Raw genomic sequence first — 13,086 nt, forward strand, 5'->3', positions numbered from 1 at the left:
GGCCGAGGCGGCGGCGCTGCGCCGGGCAGATACGGTGCTGCGCGCCGTGCTGGCGCGCCGGGCCAGGACGATGCCGCTGACCGTCATGGCCCCTGCCGCCGATCCCGCCGCGCAGGCGCGGGCGCTGGTCGTCGGTAGCGGATCGGCGGACGGCACGCGGGTGCCCGCGGTGCTTTATGGCCCGCCCGGCGCGCGGCGCGTGCTGGCGGCCGAGGGGATATCGGCAGGCTTTGCCGGCGATTATCTGGTCGCGCTCGACGCCGCTGCCGCCGCGGCGGGCGCGCCGGCGCGGGTCGATACGGTCGCGCTGCCGCGCGCGGACCGGGCGCGGGAAAGCGGCCGGTCGCTCGGCTTCGGCGTCGTGTTCGCGATGTTCTTCCTGACGCTGCTGCTGGCCGGGCAGGCGGTCGGCACGCTCGCTGAAGAGCGGGCGAACAAGGCGATCGAGATCCTGGCCGCTGCCGCGCCGCTGGAGGCGGTGTTTCTGGGCAAGCTGCTCGGCATGCTCGGCGTCGCGTTTCTGTTCATCGGCTTCTGGGGCGCGCTCATCATGCAGGGGGCGGCGCTGCTGCCCGGCGATCTGGCCGCGCCGCTGCGCGAGGTGATCGTGCGGCCGGGCTTCATCCTGCTGTTCATCGCCTATTTCATGCTCGCCTTCCTGCTGCTTGGCGCGGTGTTCCTGGGCGTAGGCGCACAGGCGGGGACGATGCGCGAAATCCAGATGCTGTCGCTGCCGATCACGCTGTTTCAGGTGGCGATGTTCGCGCTGGCCGGGGCGGCGGCGAATGCGCCCGACACCGCGATCGGGCTGTTCGCCGCGATCTTCCCGTTCAGCTCGCCCTTTGCGATGGCGGCGCGGGCGGCGATGGGCGTGCCGCTGTGGCAGCATGCAGCGGCACTGGCGTGGCAGCTGCTGTGGCTGACCGGGACGATCATCCTCGCCGCGCGGCTGTTCCGCATGGGCGTGCTGAAATCAGGGGGCATCCGCCTGTTCGCGCGGCGTAGCGGCTGAACTGTTCAGGACGTCGCGGCACCGGCCCGCTCCCCCACCCGGCCACCCAACGGCAGTATCATCTGGGTGGCCGGGTGGGGGAGCGGGCCGGTGCCGCGACCAAACAAAGGACTCCCGGTGCCGCCCCCGCGCCGGGAGGCGCGCAAAGAAAACCCCGCTCAAAACCCCGGCGCGGCGCGGCGGTTGTCGCGGTCGATCGACATCAGAATGCCCAGACAGATCATCACCGTCATCACCGCCGACCCGCCATAGGAGACCAGCGGCAGCGGAATGCCGACCACCGGGGCCAGCCCCATGACCATCATCAGGTTGATGCCGAAATAGAAGAAGATCGTCATCGCCAGCCCGCCCGCCGTCAGCCGGGCAAAGCGTGTCCGCGCCGCCATCGCCACCAGCATCGCCCAGCGGATCAGCAGCAGGAACGCGCCGATCAGGAACAGGCCGCCCATCAGCCCCCATTCCTCGGCCATCGTCGCGAACACGAAATCGGTATGCCCTTCAGGCAGATAGTCGAGATGGCTCTGCGTGCCTTGCAGGAACCCCTTGCCCGACAGGCCGCCCGATCCGATCGCGATCTTGGACTGGGTGATGTGATAGCCCTTGCCGAGCGGATCGGCCTCTGGATTGAGGAAGATCAGCACCCGGTTGCGCTGATATTCGTGCAGCATGCTGAACGCGATCGGCATCGCAGCGGCGAGGCCAAGGCCCGCCCCGACATAGAGGCGCAGCGGCAGGCCGGCGAGGAAGGTGACGGTGAACCCGCCCCCCGCGATCATCAGCGCGGTGCCCAGATCGGGTTGCAGCATGACGAGCGCGACCGGCACGCCGATCAGCAGCGCCGCCGGCCAGATCGCGGTCAGCGTGCGCGTCTGGCCCGGCGGCAGCAGCGCATAGAAGCGCGCGACCGTGAGCACGATGGCGGGTTTCATGATTTCGGAGGGCTGGAGACGGATCACCCCGAAATCGAGCCAGCGCTGGCTGCCGCCGCGCACCGCGCCGAGCAGTTCGACCCCGAACAGCATCACCAGCACGACGGCATAGAGTGGAAAGGCGATCAGCTGCCAGCTCGCCTTGCGCACCCGCGACAGGGCGAGTGCCAGGGCAAGGAACAGGGTGAAGCGCACGGCCTGGTTGAGCGCCCAGGGGGTCATGCTGCCGCCCGCCGCCGAATAGAGCACCACCATCCCGAAGCCGCCGATCGCGGCGACCAGCAGCAGCACCCGCCAGGGCAGGGCGGCAAGCGGGGCTGGGATCAGGCTGTCCCTCATTCCGGGTCTTCCTCTGGCGGGGGCGGGGCGGGGGGCTGGCCGGGCGTTGCCGGTCCGGCGGCCTGCGCTGACCCCGCAGCGGCAGTGCCGGCCTGACCTGTGCCGGCCTGAGCTGTGGTCGCCTGACCCGCGCCGGCCGGGCCGGTTCCGGCCTGGGGCGCGCCTGCGGGGGCCGTGCCTGCGCCCGGATCGGCGGCCGGGGTGCCGCGCGTCTTGAAGGCGGCGGCCTCGCGCGCCATGCGCTGGGTGATGTCGCCGCCCCAACCGGCCTCCATCTCCGTCAGCGTCGCCATCGCCTTTTCGGGATCGAACAGGAACGTCATGATGTCGCGCGCAACCGGGGCCGCCGCGCCCGATCCCGACATGCCATGTTCGACGACCACCGCCCCGGCATAGCGCGGATTGTCGGCCGGGGCGAAGAACACGAACAGCCCGTGATCGCGATATTTCCACGGCACGTTCAGCCCGCCGCGCTGGCCGCCGGCGATGCGCCGCACCTGCGCGGTGCCGGTCTTGCCGGCCATTTCGATGCCTGCAATCGGCAGCCGGCTGCGCCCGGCGGTGCCGTCGCCATTGACCACCTGGCGCATCCCCTCGCGCACGGCGGCCAGATATTCGGGTGGGATCGGCAGCGCGTCGCCGGCCCCTTTGGCGCGCGCGGCGAGCAATTGCGGCTCGATCATCCGGCCCGAGGCGATACGCGCCGCCGCCACCGCCATCTGGAGCGGCGTGACCAGCACATAGCCTTGCCCGATGGCGGCGTTGAGCGTGTCCGACGCCGACCAGTCCTGATCATATTTGCGCTTTTTCCACGCGCTGTCCGGCACGGTGCCGTAATTCTGCGAGGGGAAGGGCAGATCATATTTGCGCCCCAGCCCGGCGGTGCGCGCGGCTTCCGCGATGCGTTCGATGCCGATGCGCCGGCCCATCGCATAGAAATAAGTGTTGCAGCTCTTGGCGATGGCGCGGGTCATGTCGACCGTGCCGTGCCGGGCCAGACAGCGATAGAAGCGGTTGCCGAGCCGGTAGCCGCCGGGGCAGTGCACGGTTTCTTTCGGGCTGATCCCCGCGCCCAGAATGGCGAGTGCATGGATCGGCTTGAAGGTCGATCCGGGCGGATACATGGCGAGCAGCGCCTTGTTGTAAAGCGGCCGCCGCTCATCCTCCGACAGCATCCGCCATTCGTCGCGGCCGATGCCGTCGGAAAAGCTGTTGGGATCGAACGCCGGCATCGACGCCATCGCAAGGATGCCGCCGGTCTGGCAGTCGATGACGATGGCCGCGCCCGATTGTGGCCCCATGCGCCGCGCCGCATAGGCCTGAAGCTGCTCGTCGATGGTCAGGCGCAGCGACCGGCCCGGCTCGTCGGGCCGCGTCGCCAGCTCGCGCACCAGCTTGCCGCGCGCCGTCACCTCGACGCGCTTCGCGCCGGGCTTGCCGCGCAGCAGCGGCTCGAGCTGCTTTTCGATCCCGTCCTTGCCGACCTTGAACCCCGGCGTGATCAGCAGCGGATCCTTGCTCTCCTCATAGGCCTTGGCCGAGGCCGCGCCGACATAGCCGATCAGATGGCCGACCGCCGCCCCGTCGGGATAGAAGCGCGAATAGCCGCGCATCGGCGACACGCCGGGCAGCTCGTCGAGCCGCACGCTCACCGCGGCAAAGCTGTTCCAGTCGAGATTTTCGGCCACCTGCACCGGCTGATAGCCGGCTGCTGCGTCCAGATCCTCGCGGATGCGCGCCATTTCTTCGGGCGGCAGTTTCAAAAGGCTTTGCAGGGTTGCGAGCACCCGGTCGGCATCGGTCAGCCGGTCGGGGATGATGTCGATGCGGAAATCGGTGCGGTTGATCGCGATCGGCCGGCCATTGCGGTCGATGATCCAGCCGCGCCGGGGCGGGATCAGCGTCAGATTGACGCGGTTGCTTTCCGACAGCAGCGCATAGCGTTCATTCTCGGCGATCGACAGCCACGCCATCCGCCCGGCCAGCACCAGCCCGATCCCGGCCTGGGCGGCACCCAGGAACATCGCCCGGCGCGTGAAGGTGAAGGTCTGGCTGGCTTCGGTGACGACGCGGGGCGGCCGCTTCATCGCAGCCGCCACTGGTCGAGCCGCGCGCACAGCCGCGCGGTCATCGGGAACAGCAGCACCGCCATCAGCATCTGCGGCACGATCACCGGGAACGGCGCGGCCCCGCCCGCCGCCAGCGCTGCGCCATAGCCGAACGCGATGCCGCCGATCAGGCACAGGGCCGCGATCAGCCAGTCCTGCACATAGTCGCGCCAGACGAGCGTGCGTTCCGACGCCTCGATGGCAAGGAAGATCAGCGTCCAGCTGAGCATCGCGCTGCCGACCGGCTGGCCGCTCGCCAGATCGTCGAACAGCCCCAGCGGCAGCGCCGCCCAGACCGGCCACAGCCCCGGCCGCAACAGCCGCCAGGCGAGCAGCATCATCAGCCCGGCGGGCGGCAGCAGCGGCTGATCGAGAATGATCGGCAGGCCGCTGACCATCGAACCCGCCATGGTCGCGGCGACGGGCACGATGCGCGCGCGGGCCGACAGCACCGGCGGCGCGCCGAACTGGCCGCTGCGGGCGTTCATGGCTGCCCGATCCCGTTCTGGCTCCCGCTTTCGGCCCCGTTGCCGGCATCTGCCAGCGCCGGCTGGAACGGCAGCTCGACAATGGCGTAATCGAGCCGCGCCGGATCGGCGGCGGGCAGGGCGACCGCGCCGTCGCGGGTGCGCCGCGTCACCCGCGCGACCGGCAGATCGGGGGGATAGACGCCGCCCGCGCCCGAGGTGAGGAAGATGTCGCCCGGGCGGAACGGGTTGGATTCAGCGCCCAGCGTGCGGATTTCGATCCGCCCGTCGCCCAGCCCGGTGGCGATTGCCGGCAGGCCGTCGGCAGCGCGCTTGACCGGCACCACGGTGCCGCCATCGGTGATCAGCTGCACCCGCGCCGAAATCGCGCCCGCCCCGGCGACGCGACCGATCAGCCCGTCTGGCCCGCGCACCGGCATGCCGATGCGCACGCCCGAAGTCAGCCCCGCCGACAGCATCGCGAACCGGCGGATGCTGGTGCCCGACGAACTGACCAGCCGCGCGGTCGCAACCGGCGGCCGCCCCGCCTCGACAATGCCGAGCAGGCGTTTGAGCCGCGCATTTTCAACCGCGACCGCGCGTGCCTTGATCAGCGCCGTCTCGCGCGCCCGCGCCTGCGCTTCCAGCCGGCGGACCTTGCCGGCAGCATCGACATAGGCCCCCATGTCGGCGCCCAGATCGCCCACCGTGCGCACGACCGCGCGGCCGCCGGCGCTGAGCGGCATCATCGCATCGCCGACCGCGCCCTTCAGCGCGCCGAACCCCTGCGGGTCGACCGCCGACAGGATCAGCAGCAACAGCGCCACGATCGCGCCGGAGACCGCCGCGACATAGCTGAAAAACAGCCCATATTGCGCCCGCCGCGAATGGCCGGGCCGCCGATCGGAAGGGCGTGCCATGACCGCGCCGCCCGGATCAGGCGGTCAGCAGGACGCCGCGGAACATCGGGTCTTCAAGCGCCCGCCCGGTGCCCAGCGCCACGCAGGTCAGCGGATCATCGGCGATGGTGACCGGCAGGCCGGTCTCGTCGCGCAGCACCTCGTCCAGCCCTTCAAGCAGCGCGCCGCCGCCGGTGATGACGATGCCCTGATCGACAATGTCGGCCGCCAGTTCGGGCGCGGTGTTTTCCAGCGCGATGCGCACGCCCTCGATGATCGTGCCGACCGGTTCGGACAGCGCCTCGGCGATCTGGCCCTGATTGATCTCGATTTCCTTGGGCACGCCGTTGACGAGGTCGCGGCCCTTGATCTGGATGGTCTTGCCGACGCCATCGGCCGGCGGCTTGGCGGTGCCGACTTCCTTCTTGATCCGCTCCGCCGTCGCTTCGCCGATCAGCAGATTGTGGTTGCGGCGGACATAGGAGGCGATGGCTTCGTCCATCTTGTCGCCGCCGACGCGCACGGAAGTGGTATAGGCCAGCCCGCGCAGCGACAGCACCGCGACTTCGGTGGTGCCGCCGCCGATATCGACGACCATCGAGCCGATCGGCTCGGTCACCGGCATGTCGGCCCCGATCGCGGCGGCCATCGGTTCCTCGATCAGCCACACCTGGCTCGCCCCGGCATTGGAGGCGGCGTCGCGGATCGCGCGGCGTTCGACCGAGGTCGAGCCCGAGGGGACGCAGATCACGATTTCGGGCCAGCGCGGAAAGCGCCGCTGGCCATGCACCTTGGTGATGAAATGCTTGATCATCTGTTCGGCGACATCGATGTCGGCGATCACGCCGTCGCGCAGCGGACGGATGGCCTGGATGGTGTCGGGCGTCTTGCCCATCATCAGCTTGGCATCGTCGCCCACGGCCTTGACGCGCTTGACGCCGTTGACCGTTTCGATGGCGACCACCGACGGTTCGTTGAGCACGATGCCGCGCCCGCGCACATAGACCACGGTGTTCGCCGTGCCGAGGTCGATTGCCATGTCGTGCGAAATAAATTTGAAGAAACGCGAAAAGAACATGCCCAGATCCGTCCGATAAGGTCCCGCTTCCCCAACAGGGGCCTGTCGCCCGCTCCTACGGCCATCGGCACGGAATCTTTTCGCGTTTGCACAGAGGGACCGGGTCGCGGGCCTCGGCGGCTTGGGCTAGAGCGTGGGGCATGTCAATACGTCGCCTGCCCTCGCATCTGGTCAATCGTATCGCCGCCGGTGAAGTGGTGGAAAGACCGGCCAGCGCGCTCAAGGAACTGGTCGAAAACGCCATCGACGCGGGCGCGCGGCGCATCGCCATCCGGCTGGGTGCGGGCGGGACCGAGCTGATCGAGGTCGCCGACGATGGCTGCGGGATGACGCCCGAGGACATGCGGCTGGCCATCGAACGCCATGCCACGTCCAAGCTACCCGACGATGCCATCGATCAGGTGGCGACGCTCGGCTTTCGCGGCGAGGCCTTGCCCTCGATTGCCAGCGTCGCGCGGATGCGGATCGAAAGCCGGGTGCGCGGGGCCGATGGCTGGGCGCTCGACATCGACAATGGCGCGGTCGGCCGCGAAGGGCCGGCGGCGCTGCCGCCGGGCACGCGCATCCGCGTCGAGGCGCTGTTCGAACGCGTGCCGGCGCGGCGCAAATTCCTGCGCTCGGCGCGCGCCGAATATGCCGCCTGTCTGGATGCGGTGCGGCGGCTGGCGATGGCGCGGCCGGACATCGGCTTCACCCTCGATCATGACGGGCGCACCACCCTGACGGTGCCGCCAGGCGACAGCCGGCCGGGGCGCGTCGCCGCGCTCACCGACCGCGATCTGCCGGCCAACAGCATCGCCATCGATCTGGTGCGCGACTCATTGGTGCTGGGCGGGGTGGCCGGGCTGCCGACGTTCAGCCGCGGGGTCGCCGATCATCAATATCTGTTCGTGAACGGCCGCCCGGTGAAGGACCGGCTGCTCGCCGGCGCGGTGCGCGGGGCCTATGCCGATCTGCTGGCGCGCGACCGCCACCCGCTGGTCGCCCTGTTCCTCGATCTGCCGCTGACCGAGGTCGATGTGAACGTCCACCCGGCCAAGACCGAGGTGCGGTTCCGCGATCCGGCGGCGGTGCGCGGCCTGATCGTCGGCGGCATCCGCCGCGCGCTCGATGCCGCCGGCCACCAGAGCGCGCGCGCACCCTCGATCCTGTCGGGCTGGCAGACCGGGCCGGCCGGGCCGGCGGCAGCGGCGGTGCATGATGCCGTCACCGGCTGGCCGGGGCGCGACCAGATGGCGCTCGACGGGCTGGCGGGCGGGGGGATGATGCCGGCCCCTTCCGGCCCCCCTGCGTCGGGCTTCCCCGCACCCGTCTGGGCACCTTTGGGCCGTGCCGAGCCGGCCTTCGCCCCGGTGCCGCAGGCGCTGCGCCACCCGCTGGGCGTGGCGCGCGGGCAGGTGGCGGCGACCTATATCGTCGCCGAGGCGGAGGACGGGCTGGTGCTTGTCGACCAGCATGCCGCGCATGAGCGGCTGGTGCTCGAACGGATGCGCCGCGCGACCGCCGAAGGGCGGGTGGCGGCGCAGGCGCTGCTGCTGCCCGAAGTGGTCGAACTGGACGAGCCGGCCTGCGACCGACTGGAGGCGCGGGCGGCCGAGTTGGCGGCGCTGGGGTTGGAGCTGGAACGCTTCGGCCCGGCGGCGATGCTGGTGCGCGCGACCCCCGCGCTGCTCGGCACCGACGATCCGCAGGCGCTGGTCCGCGACCTGGCCGACGATCTGGCCGCGTTCGACGCCGCGCTCAGCCTTGCCGAGCGGCTGGACGCGATTGCCGCCACCATGGCCTGTCACGGCAGCGTCCGCGCCGGGCGGTCGCTGTCGGTCGCCGAAATGAACGCCCTGCTGCGCGAAATGGAAATCACCCCGCACAGCGGCCAGTGCAATCACGGCCGCCCGACCTGGGTGAAGCTGTCGATGACCGATGTGGAAAAACTGTTCGGGCGCAAATAGGGCGGCGGCGCTTCTTCCGGTTGACAATAGTTTCGACATCGTCGTTCCATGCGCCACCGCCTGATCGGGCGCGGTCATTCTGGTGAAAGGGCGTGCATGTCGCGGCTGAGGTCGGTGCTGATCGGGGCGATGATTGCCGGCGGGACGGGCGGCTGCACCGCCGTCATCACCCAGGCGAGCTTTTTTCCGAGCGAAAGCCTCGCCGCCCCCGAACAGCTGCTGACAGCGCCGCCCGGCTATGCCGCGACCAGCCGGCTGATCGATCTGGACGGGATCGGGCGGGTGCGGGTGGTGCGGCTCGACAATCCGGGCAGCGATGCGGCGATCATCTACAGCGCGGGCAATGGCGGGTTCGTCGATTCCGACGCATCGAGCCGGATGGCGGCGAGCCTCGCCAGCGTCACCGGGGCCGATATCATCCTGTACGACTATCCCGGCCGGGGCGGCACCACGGTGCCGGCGACGATCGAGGCGGCGGTCGCGTTCGGCCCGGCGATGGTCGAACGGCTGCGCCGCGACGGCTGGCTGGGGGCTGGGCCGGTCTATGCCTATGGCCTGTCGTTCGGCGGCAGCATGGCGGCGGCGATGGTGCGCGGCGGCGGCTTTGCCGGGCTGATCATCGAGGGCAGCGCTGCCGATTATCAGGCCATCGGCCGCGATTTCGTGCCCGGCATCGCCAAGCCGTTCGTCAAGGTGCGGACCGACGAGGCGCTGCGCGGCTTTGATTATTTCGGCTATGCGCTGGCCGGGCGCGCGCCGATCCTGCTGCTGTCGGGCACCGGGGACAAGGTGATCCGCCCGCGCCGGATGCGCGAGTTTGCCGATCAGCTTACCGCCCGCGGCGCGCAGGTGACGCTGCGCCCGGTGCCGGTCGGCCATGGCGGCGCGCTCGACAGCCGCGAGGGCCGCGACGCGCTGGCGGCGTTCATGGGCCCGCGCACGGCCGGGGCCACCGTGACGCCCCGATAAAGCGGTTTCCGGGCCGATTGGATCGAGTCGGCCACTCCCAAGGTTTGATTGTCCGCATTTTCCGAGCCGCCGGGCGCATCACCCGCCTTGAAAATGCTGTGGTCAGGCGGGGGTGACGAAGCTGTCGATCACCCGCTTGCGGCCCGATTGCTCGAAATCGATCTCCAGCTTGTTGCCCTCGATCACCGCAATCGCGCCATAACCGAATTTCTGGTGGAACACGCGCTGGCCGACGGTGAGGTCGCTGCGCCCCGGCTGGCCCAGGCTGACGGCGCTTGCCCGCGCCTCGACCAGCCGGGGCTGGGGCTGCACCCCACTCACCGCCGCGCGCCGCCAGCCGGGGCCGCGCCCCGTCTCGCGCCCGGCGACATGGGCAAAGGGATCTTCATGCGGCGACCATGCGGCGCGCCACAGGCTCGCCCCGCCGGCCAGACTGTCTTCGGCCACGACATGCTCGGCCGGCAGCTCGCCGATGAAGCGCGACGGGATCGCGCTCGTCCACTGGCCATAGATGCGGCGATTGGCGGCGTGCAGGATCGTCGCCTGCCGCCGCGCGCGGGTGATGGCGACATAGGCAAGCCGCCGTTCCTCCTCGAGGCTCGCGGTCCCGCCTTCGTCGAGCGCGCGCTGCGAGGGGAATACGCCTTCCTCCCAGCCGGGCAGGAACAGCGTGTCGAACTCCAGCCCCTTGGCGGCATGGATGGTCATCAGCGTCACCTGATCGGCGCTGCGGCCATCGTCATTGTCCATCACCAGGCTGACATGCTCGAGGAACGCCCCCAGCGTGTCATATTCCTCCATCGCGCGGACAAGCTCGCTCAGATTTTCCAGCCGCCCGGCGGCATCGGCGGATTTTTCCGCCTGCCACATCGCCGTATAGCCGCTCTCGTCGAGGATCTGGCGGGCAAGATCGGGATGGTCGAGGCCGGTCGCCAGATCGCGCCAGCGCGCCACCGCGCCGACAAAACCTGTGAGCGCGCGCCGCGCCTGCGGGGTCAGCTCGTCACTGTCGATGATGCGCGCCGCCGCGACCATCAGCGGCACCCCTTCGGCCCGGGCGAGCGCGTGCAGCCGCGCCATCGCCTTGTCGCCCAGCCCGCGCTTGGGCGTGTTGACGATGCGCTCGAACGCCAGATCGTCGGCCGGCTGGCTGACCAGCCGCAGATAGGCGAGCGCGTCGCGGATCTCCTGCCGCTCGTAAAAGCGCAGGCCCCCGACGATGCGATAGGGCAGGCCGATGGCGATGAACCGGTCCTCGAACTCGCGGGTCTGGAACTGGGCGCGCACCAGGATCGCGCAGTCGGCAAGCGGCATCGCCCGGTCGGATGCGGCGCGGCGATGATCCTCGATCATCTCGCCCACGCGCCGCGCCTCTTCCGGCCCGTCCCACACGCCCAGCACGCGCACCTTCTCGCCGCCGTCCGCCGCCGTCCACAGCGTCTTGCCCAGCCGCCCGCTATTGGCGGCGATCAGGCCCGAGGCCGCGCCCAGGATATGGCCGGTCGAGCGGTAATTCTGTTCGAGCCGGATGATCTCGGCACCCGGAAAATCGCGTTCGAACCGCAGGATGTTGGCGACTTCGGCCCCGCGCCATGAATAGATCGACTGATCGTCGTCGCCGACGCAGCAGATGTTGCGCCGCCCCTGCGCCAGCAGGCGCAGCCAGAGATACTGGCTGGCATTGGTGTCCTGATATTCGTCGACCATGATATAGGCAAAGCGGCGCTGATAGCTCTCCAGCACGTCGCGGTGCGTTTTCAGGATGGTGAGCATGTGCAGCAGCAGATCGCCGAAATCGCAGCCATTCACCGCCGCCAGCCGCTGCTGGTAAAGGGCATAGAGCGCCGCCCCCTTGCCGCCGGCATAGGCCTCCGCCTCGCCCGGCCCGACATCGGCCGGGGTCAGGCCGCCATTTTTCCACCGGTCGATCAGCCCGGCGAGCTGGCGCGCGGGCCAGCGTTTCTCGTCAATGCCTTCAGCGACGATCAGCTGCTTGAGCAGGCGCAGCTGATCGTCGGTGTCGAGGATCGTGAAGTTGGACTGAAGCCCGACCAGCTCGGCATGGCGGCGCAGCATCCGCGCGGCAATGGCGTGGAAGGTGCCGAGCCAGGGCATCCCCTCGACCGCTGCGCCGATCATCCGCCCGGTGCGCTCGCGCATCTCGCGCGCCGCCTTGTTGGTGAAGGTGACGGCCAGAATCTCCCCCGGCCGGGCGCGGCCGGTGGCGATCAGATGCGCAAGCCGCGCGGTCAGCGCCGCCGTCTTGCCGGTGCCCGCACCCGCCAGCACCAGCACCGGGCCGTCGGTCGTCAGCACCGCCGCGCGTTGCGGCGCGTTCAGCCCGGACAGATAGGGCGGATCGGCGGGGCCGGGAACGGGGGGAGGGAGATCGGGCAGGGTCACGCGCGAACAACTAGGGAACGCGGGCGGCAATCGCAACCGCCGCCTGCGGCTTTGCCCCGCCTGTCGCCCTCCGCGCTTACTCCTCTTCGATCGGGGCGGTCGGGCCGTTTTTCAGGATCGACTCGATGGCGTTGCGCGCGCCGGCCTTGGCGGCATAGGCCTCGGTCCAGAAGATCGTTTCGCTGTTGTATTTGAAATAGGCGCGATATTCGCCGCCATCGGTCTTCTTGATCACGAATTTGTGCGCCATTGGCCCCTCCCTGCCGCCGAGCTTGTTCCGTCGGGCGCAGCAGGCTTGCGCGGATCGCGCGGGCCGTCAATGCGGGCGGGTTGAGAGACGGGATGCCGTCAAAGCTTGTGGAGCAGCGTCAGCTTCGCCTTGCCATGGCGGCGCACCGCGTCGACCGCAAAGCCCGGCACCTCGACATCCTCGTCAAACGCCGTCTCGATGCTCGCCCAGCAGCCCGGCTCGAGCGCGAGGCGCGGCAGCACCTTCACGCCCAGGCCCGAGCGATAGGGCGGATCGAGAAACACGATGTCGAACGGCCCGCCGGCAAAGCCCTCCGCCGCCTGAGCGCGCACATCCGCGCCGGTTGCGCCAAGCCGGGCGATATTGGCCTTGAGCGCGGTCAGCGCGCCATGGTCGCGCTCGACGAACACGCACGATCCCGCGCCGCGGGACAGCGCTTCCAGCCCCAGCGCGCCGGTGCCGGCGAACAGATCGGCGACGCGCAGCGCCTCGAAACTGCCAAGCCGGCTGGTCAGCATCGAAAACAGCGCCTCGCGCGTGCGGTCGGCGGTCGGGCGGGTGGCGTCGCCCTCGGGCGCGATCAGCGTGCGCCCGCGCCACTGGCCGGAGATGATCCGCATCGTGCCTCAGCCCCGCTTCGGCCGGCCGCCGGGGCGGGTGGGGCGGGGCGGGCGGCCGGGGCC

Annotated in this window: 11 protein-coding genes; 3 read left to right on the plus strand and 8 right to left on the minus strand. The window is 70.1% G+C overall.

The genetic code is table 11. The features are described 5' to 3' along the window. Positions 1-1,012, plus strand: a 1,012-nt coding sequence (locus tag OPU66_RS14090) for an ABC transporter permease (RefSeq protein ID WP_498554288.1), incomplete at its 5' end; no start/stop codon positions are given. A gap of 158 nt (positions 1,013-1,170) precedes the next feature. On the opposite strand, the gene rodA is transcribed toward OPU66_RS14090, so the two are convergent. The 5 genes from rodA to OPU66_RS14115 are packed head-to-tail and all read right to left on the minus strand — an operon-like array spanning position 1,171 to position 6,832. Then, entirely contained in the window at positions 1,171-2,280 is a 1,110-nt protein-coding gene (rodA, locus tag OPU66_RS14095) for a rod shape-determining protein RodA (protein ID WP_498554289.1), read from the minus strand. Then, positions 2,277-4,367 carry a penicillin-binding protein 2 gene (gene mrdA / locus OPU66_RS14100; RefSeq protein WP_498554290.1) on the minus strand — a complete coding sequence of 697 codons (2,091 nt, stop codon included), beginning with the start codon at positions 4,365-4,367 and terminating at the stop codon, positions 2,277-2,279. The genes rodA and mrdA overlap by 4 nt, the downstream gene beginning before the upstream one ends. Then, positions 4,364-4,876 carry a rod shape-determining protein MreD gene (locus OPU66_RS14105; protein ID WP_498554291.1) on the minus strand — a complete coding sequence of 171 codons (513 nt, stop codon included), beginning with the start codon at positions 4,874-4,876 and terminating at the stop codon, positions 4,364-4,366. Before OPU66_RS14105 ends, mrdA begins: the two co-directional genes overlap by 4 nt. Beyond that, complete coding sequence (locus tag OPU66_RS14110; protein ID WP_498554292.1) at positions 4,873-5,775, minus strand: rod shape-determining protein MreC; 903 nt, start codon at positions 5,773-5,775, stop codon at positions 4,873-4,875. Before OPU66_RS14110 ends, OPU66_RS14105 begins: the two co-directional genes overlap by 4 nt. A 16-nt stretch (positions 5,776-5,791) precedes the next feature. Next, positions 5,792-6,832, minus strand: coding sequence for a rod shape-determining protein (locus OPU66_RS14115; RefSeq protein ID WP_160593608.1), 1,041 nt, complete (start codon positions 6,830-6,832; stop codon positions 5,792-5,794). A gap of 140 nt (positions 6,833-6,972) precedes the next feature. Between OPU66_RS14115 and mutL the strand changes: the two genes are divergently transcribed. Together mutL and OPU66_RS14125 are read left to right on the plus strand one after the other, a co-directional pair. Further along, the gene (gene mutL, locus OPU66_RS14120; protein WP_498554293.1) at positions 6,973-8,781 is read left to right on the plus strand and encodes a DNA mismatch repair endonuclease MutL; all 1,809 of its coding nucleotides are present in this window, start codon (positions 6,973-6,975) and stop codon (positions 8,779-8,781) included. 96 nt (positions 8,782-8,877) lie between these two features. After that, positions 8,878-9,750 (plus strand): alpha/beta fold hydrolase, encoded by an 873-nt coding sequence (locus tag OPU66_RS14125; protein ID WP_498554294.1) that lies wholly within the window; start codon positions 8,878-8,880, stop codon positions 9,748-9,750. A 102-nt stretch (positions 9,751-9,852) separates the two neighbouring features. Here the strand turns inward: OPU66_RS14125 and OPU66_RS14130 are convergent, their stop codons facing one another. The 3 genes from OPU66_RS14130 to rsmD all read right to left on the minus strand — a co-directional run bounded on the left by OPU66_RS14130 (position 9,853) and on the right by rsmD (position 13,023). Further along, on the minus strand, positions 9,853-12,153 hold the full coding sequence (locus tag OPU66_RS14130; RefSeq protein ID WP_498554295.1) for an ATP-dependent helicase: 2,301 nt from the start codon (positions 12,151-12,153) through the stop codon (positions 9,853-9,855). A gap of 76 nt (positions 12,154-12,229) precedes the next feature. Continuing rightward, positions 12,230-12,403: a YegP family protein gene (locus tag OPU66_RS14135; RefSeq protein ID WP_498554296.1), complete on the minus strand. Its 174-nt coding sequence runs from the start codon at positions 12,401-12,403 to the stop codon at positions 12,230-12,232. Positions 12,404-12,501: 98 nt separating this feature from the next. Next, positions 12,502-13,023: a 16S rRNA (guanine(966)-N(2))-methyltransferase RsmD gene (rsmD, locus tag OPU66_RS14140; protein ID WP_498554297.1), complete on the minus strand. Its 522-nt coding sequence runs from the start codon at positions 13,021-13,023 to the stop codon at positions 12,502-12,504. Positions 13,024-13,086: the final 63 nt, after the last annotated feature.

Source organism: Sphingomonas sp. URJC2 (assembly GCF_059803575.1).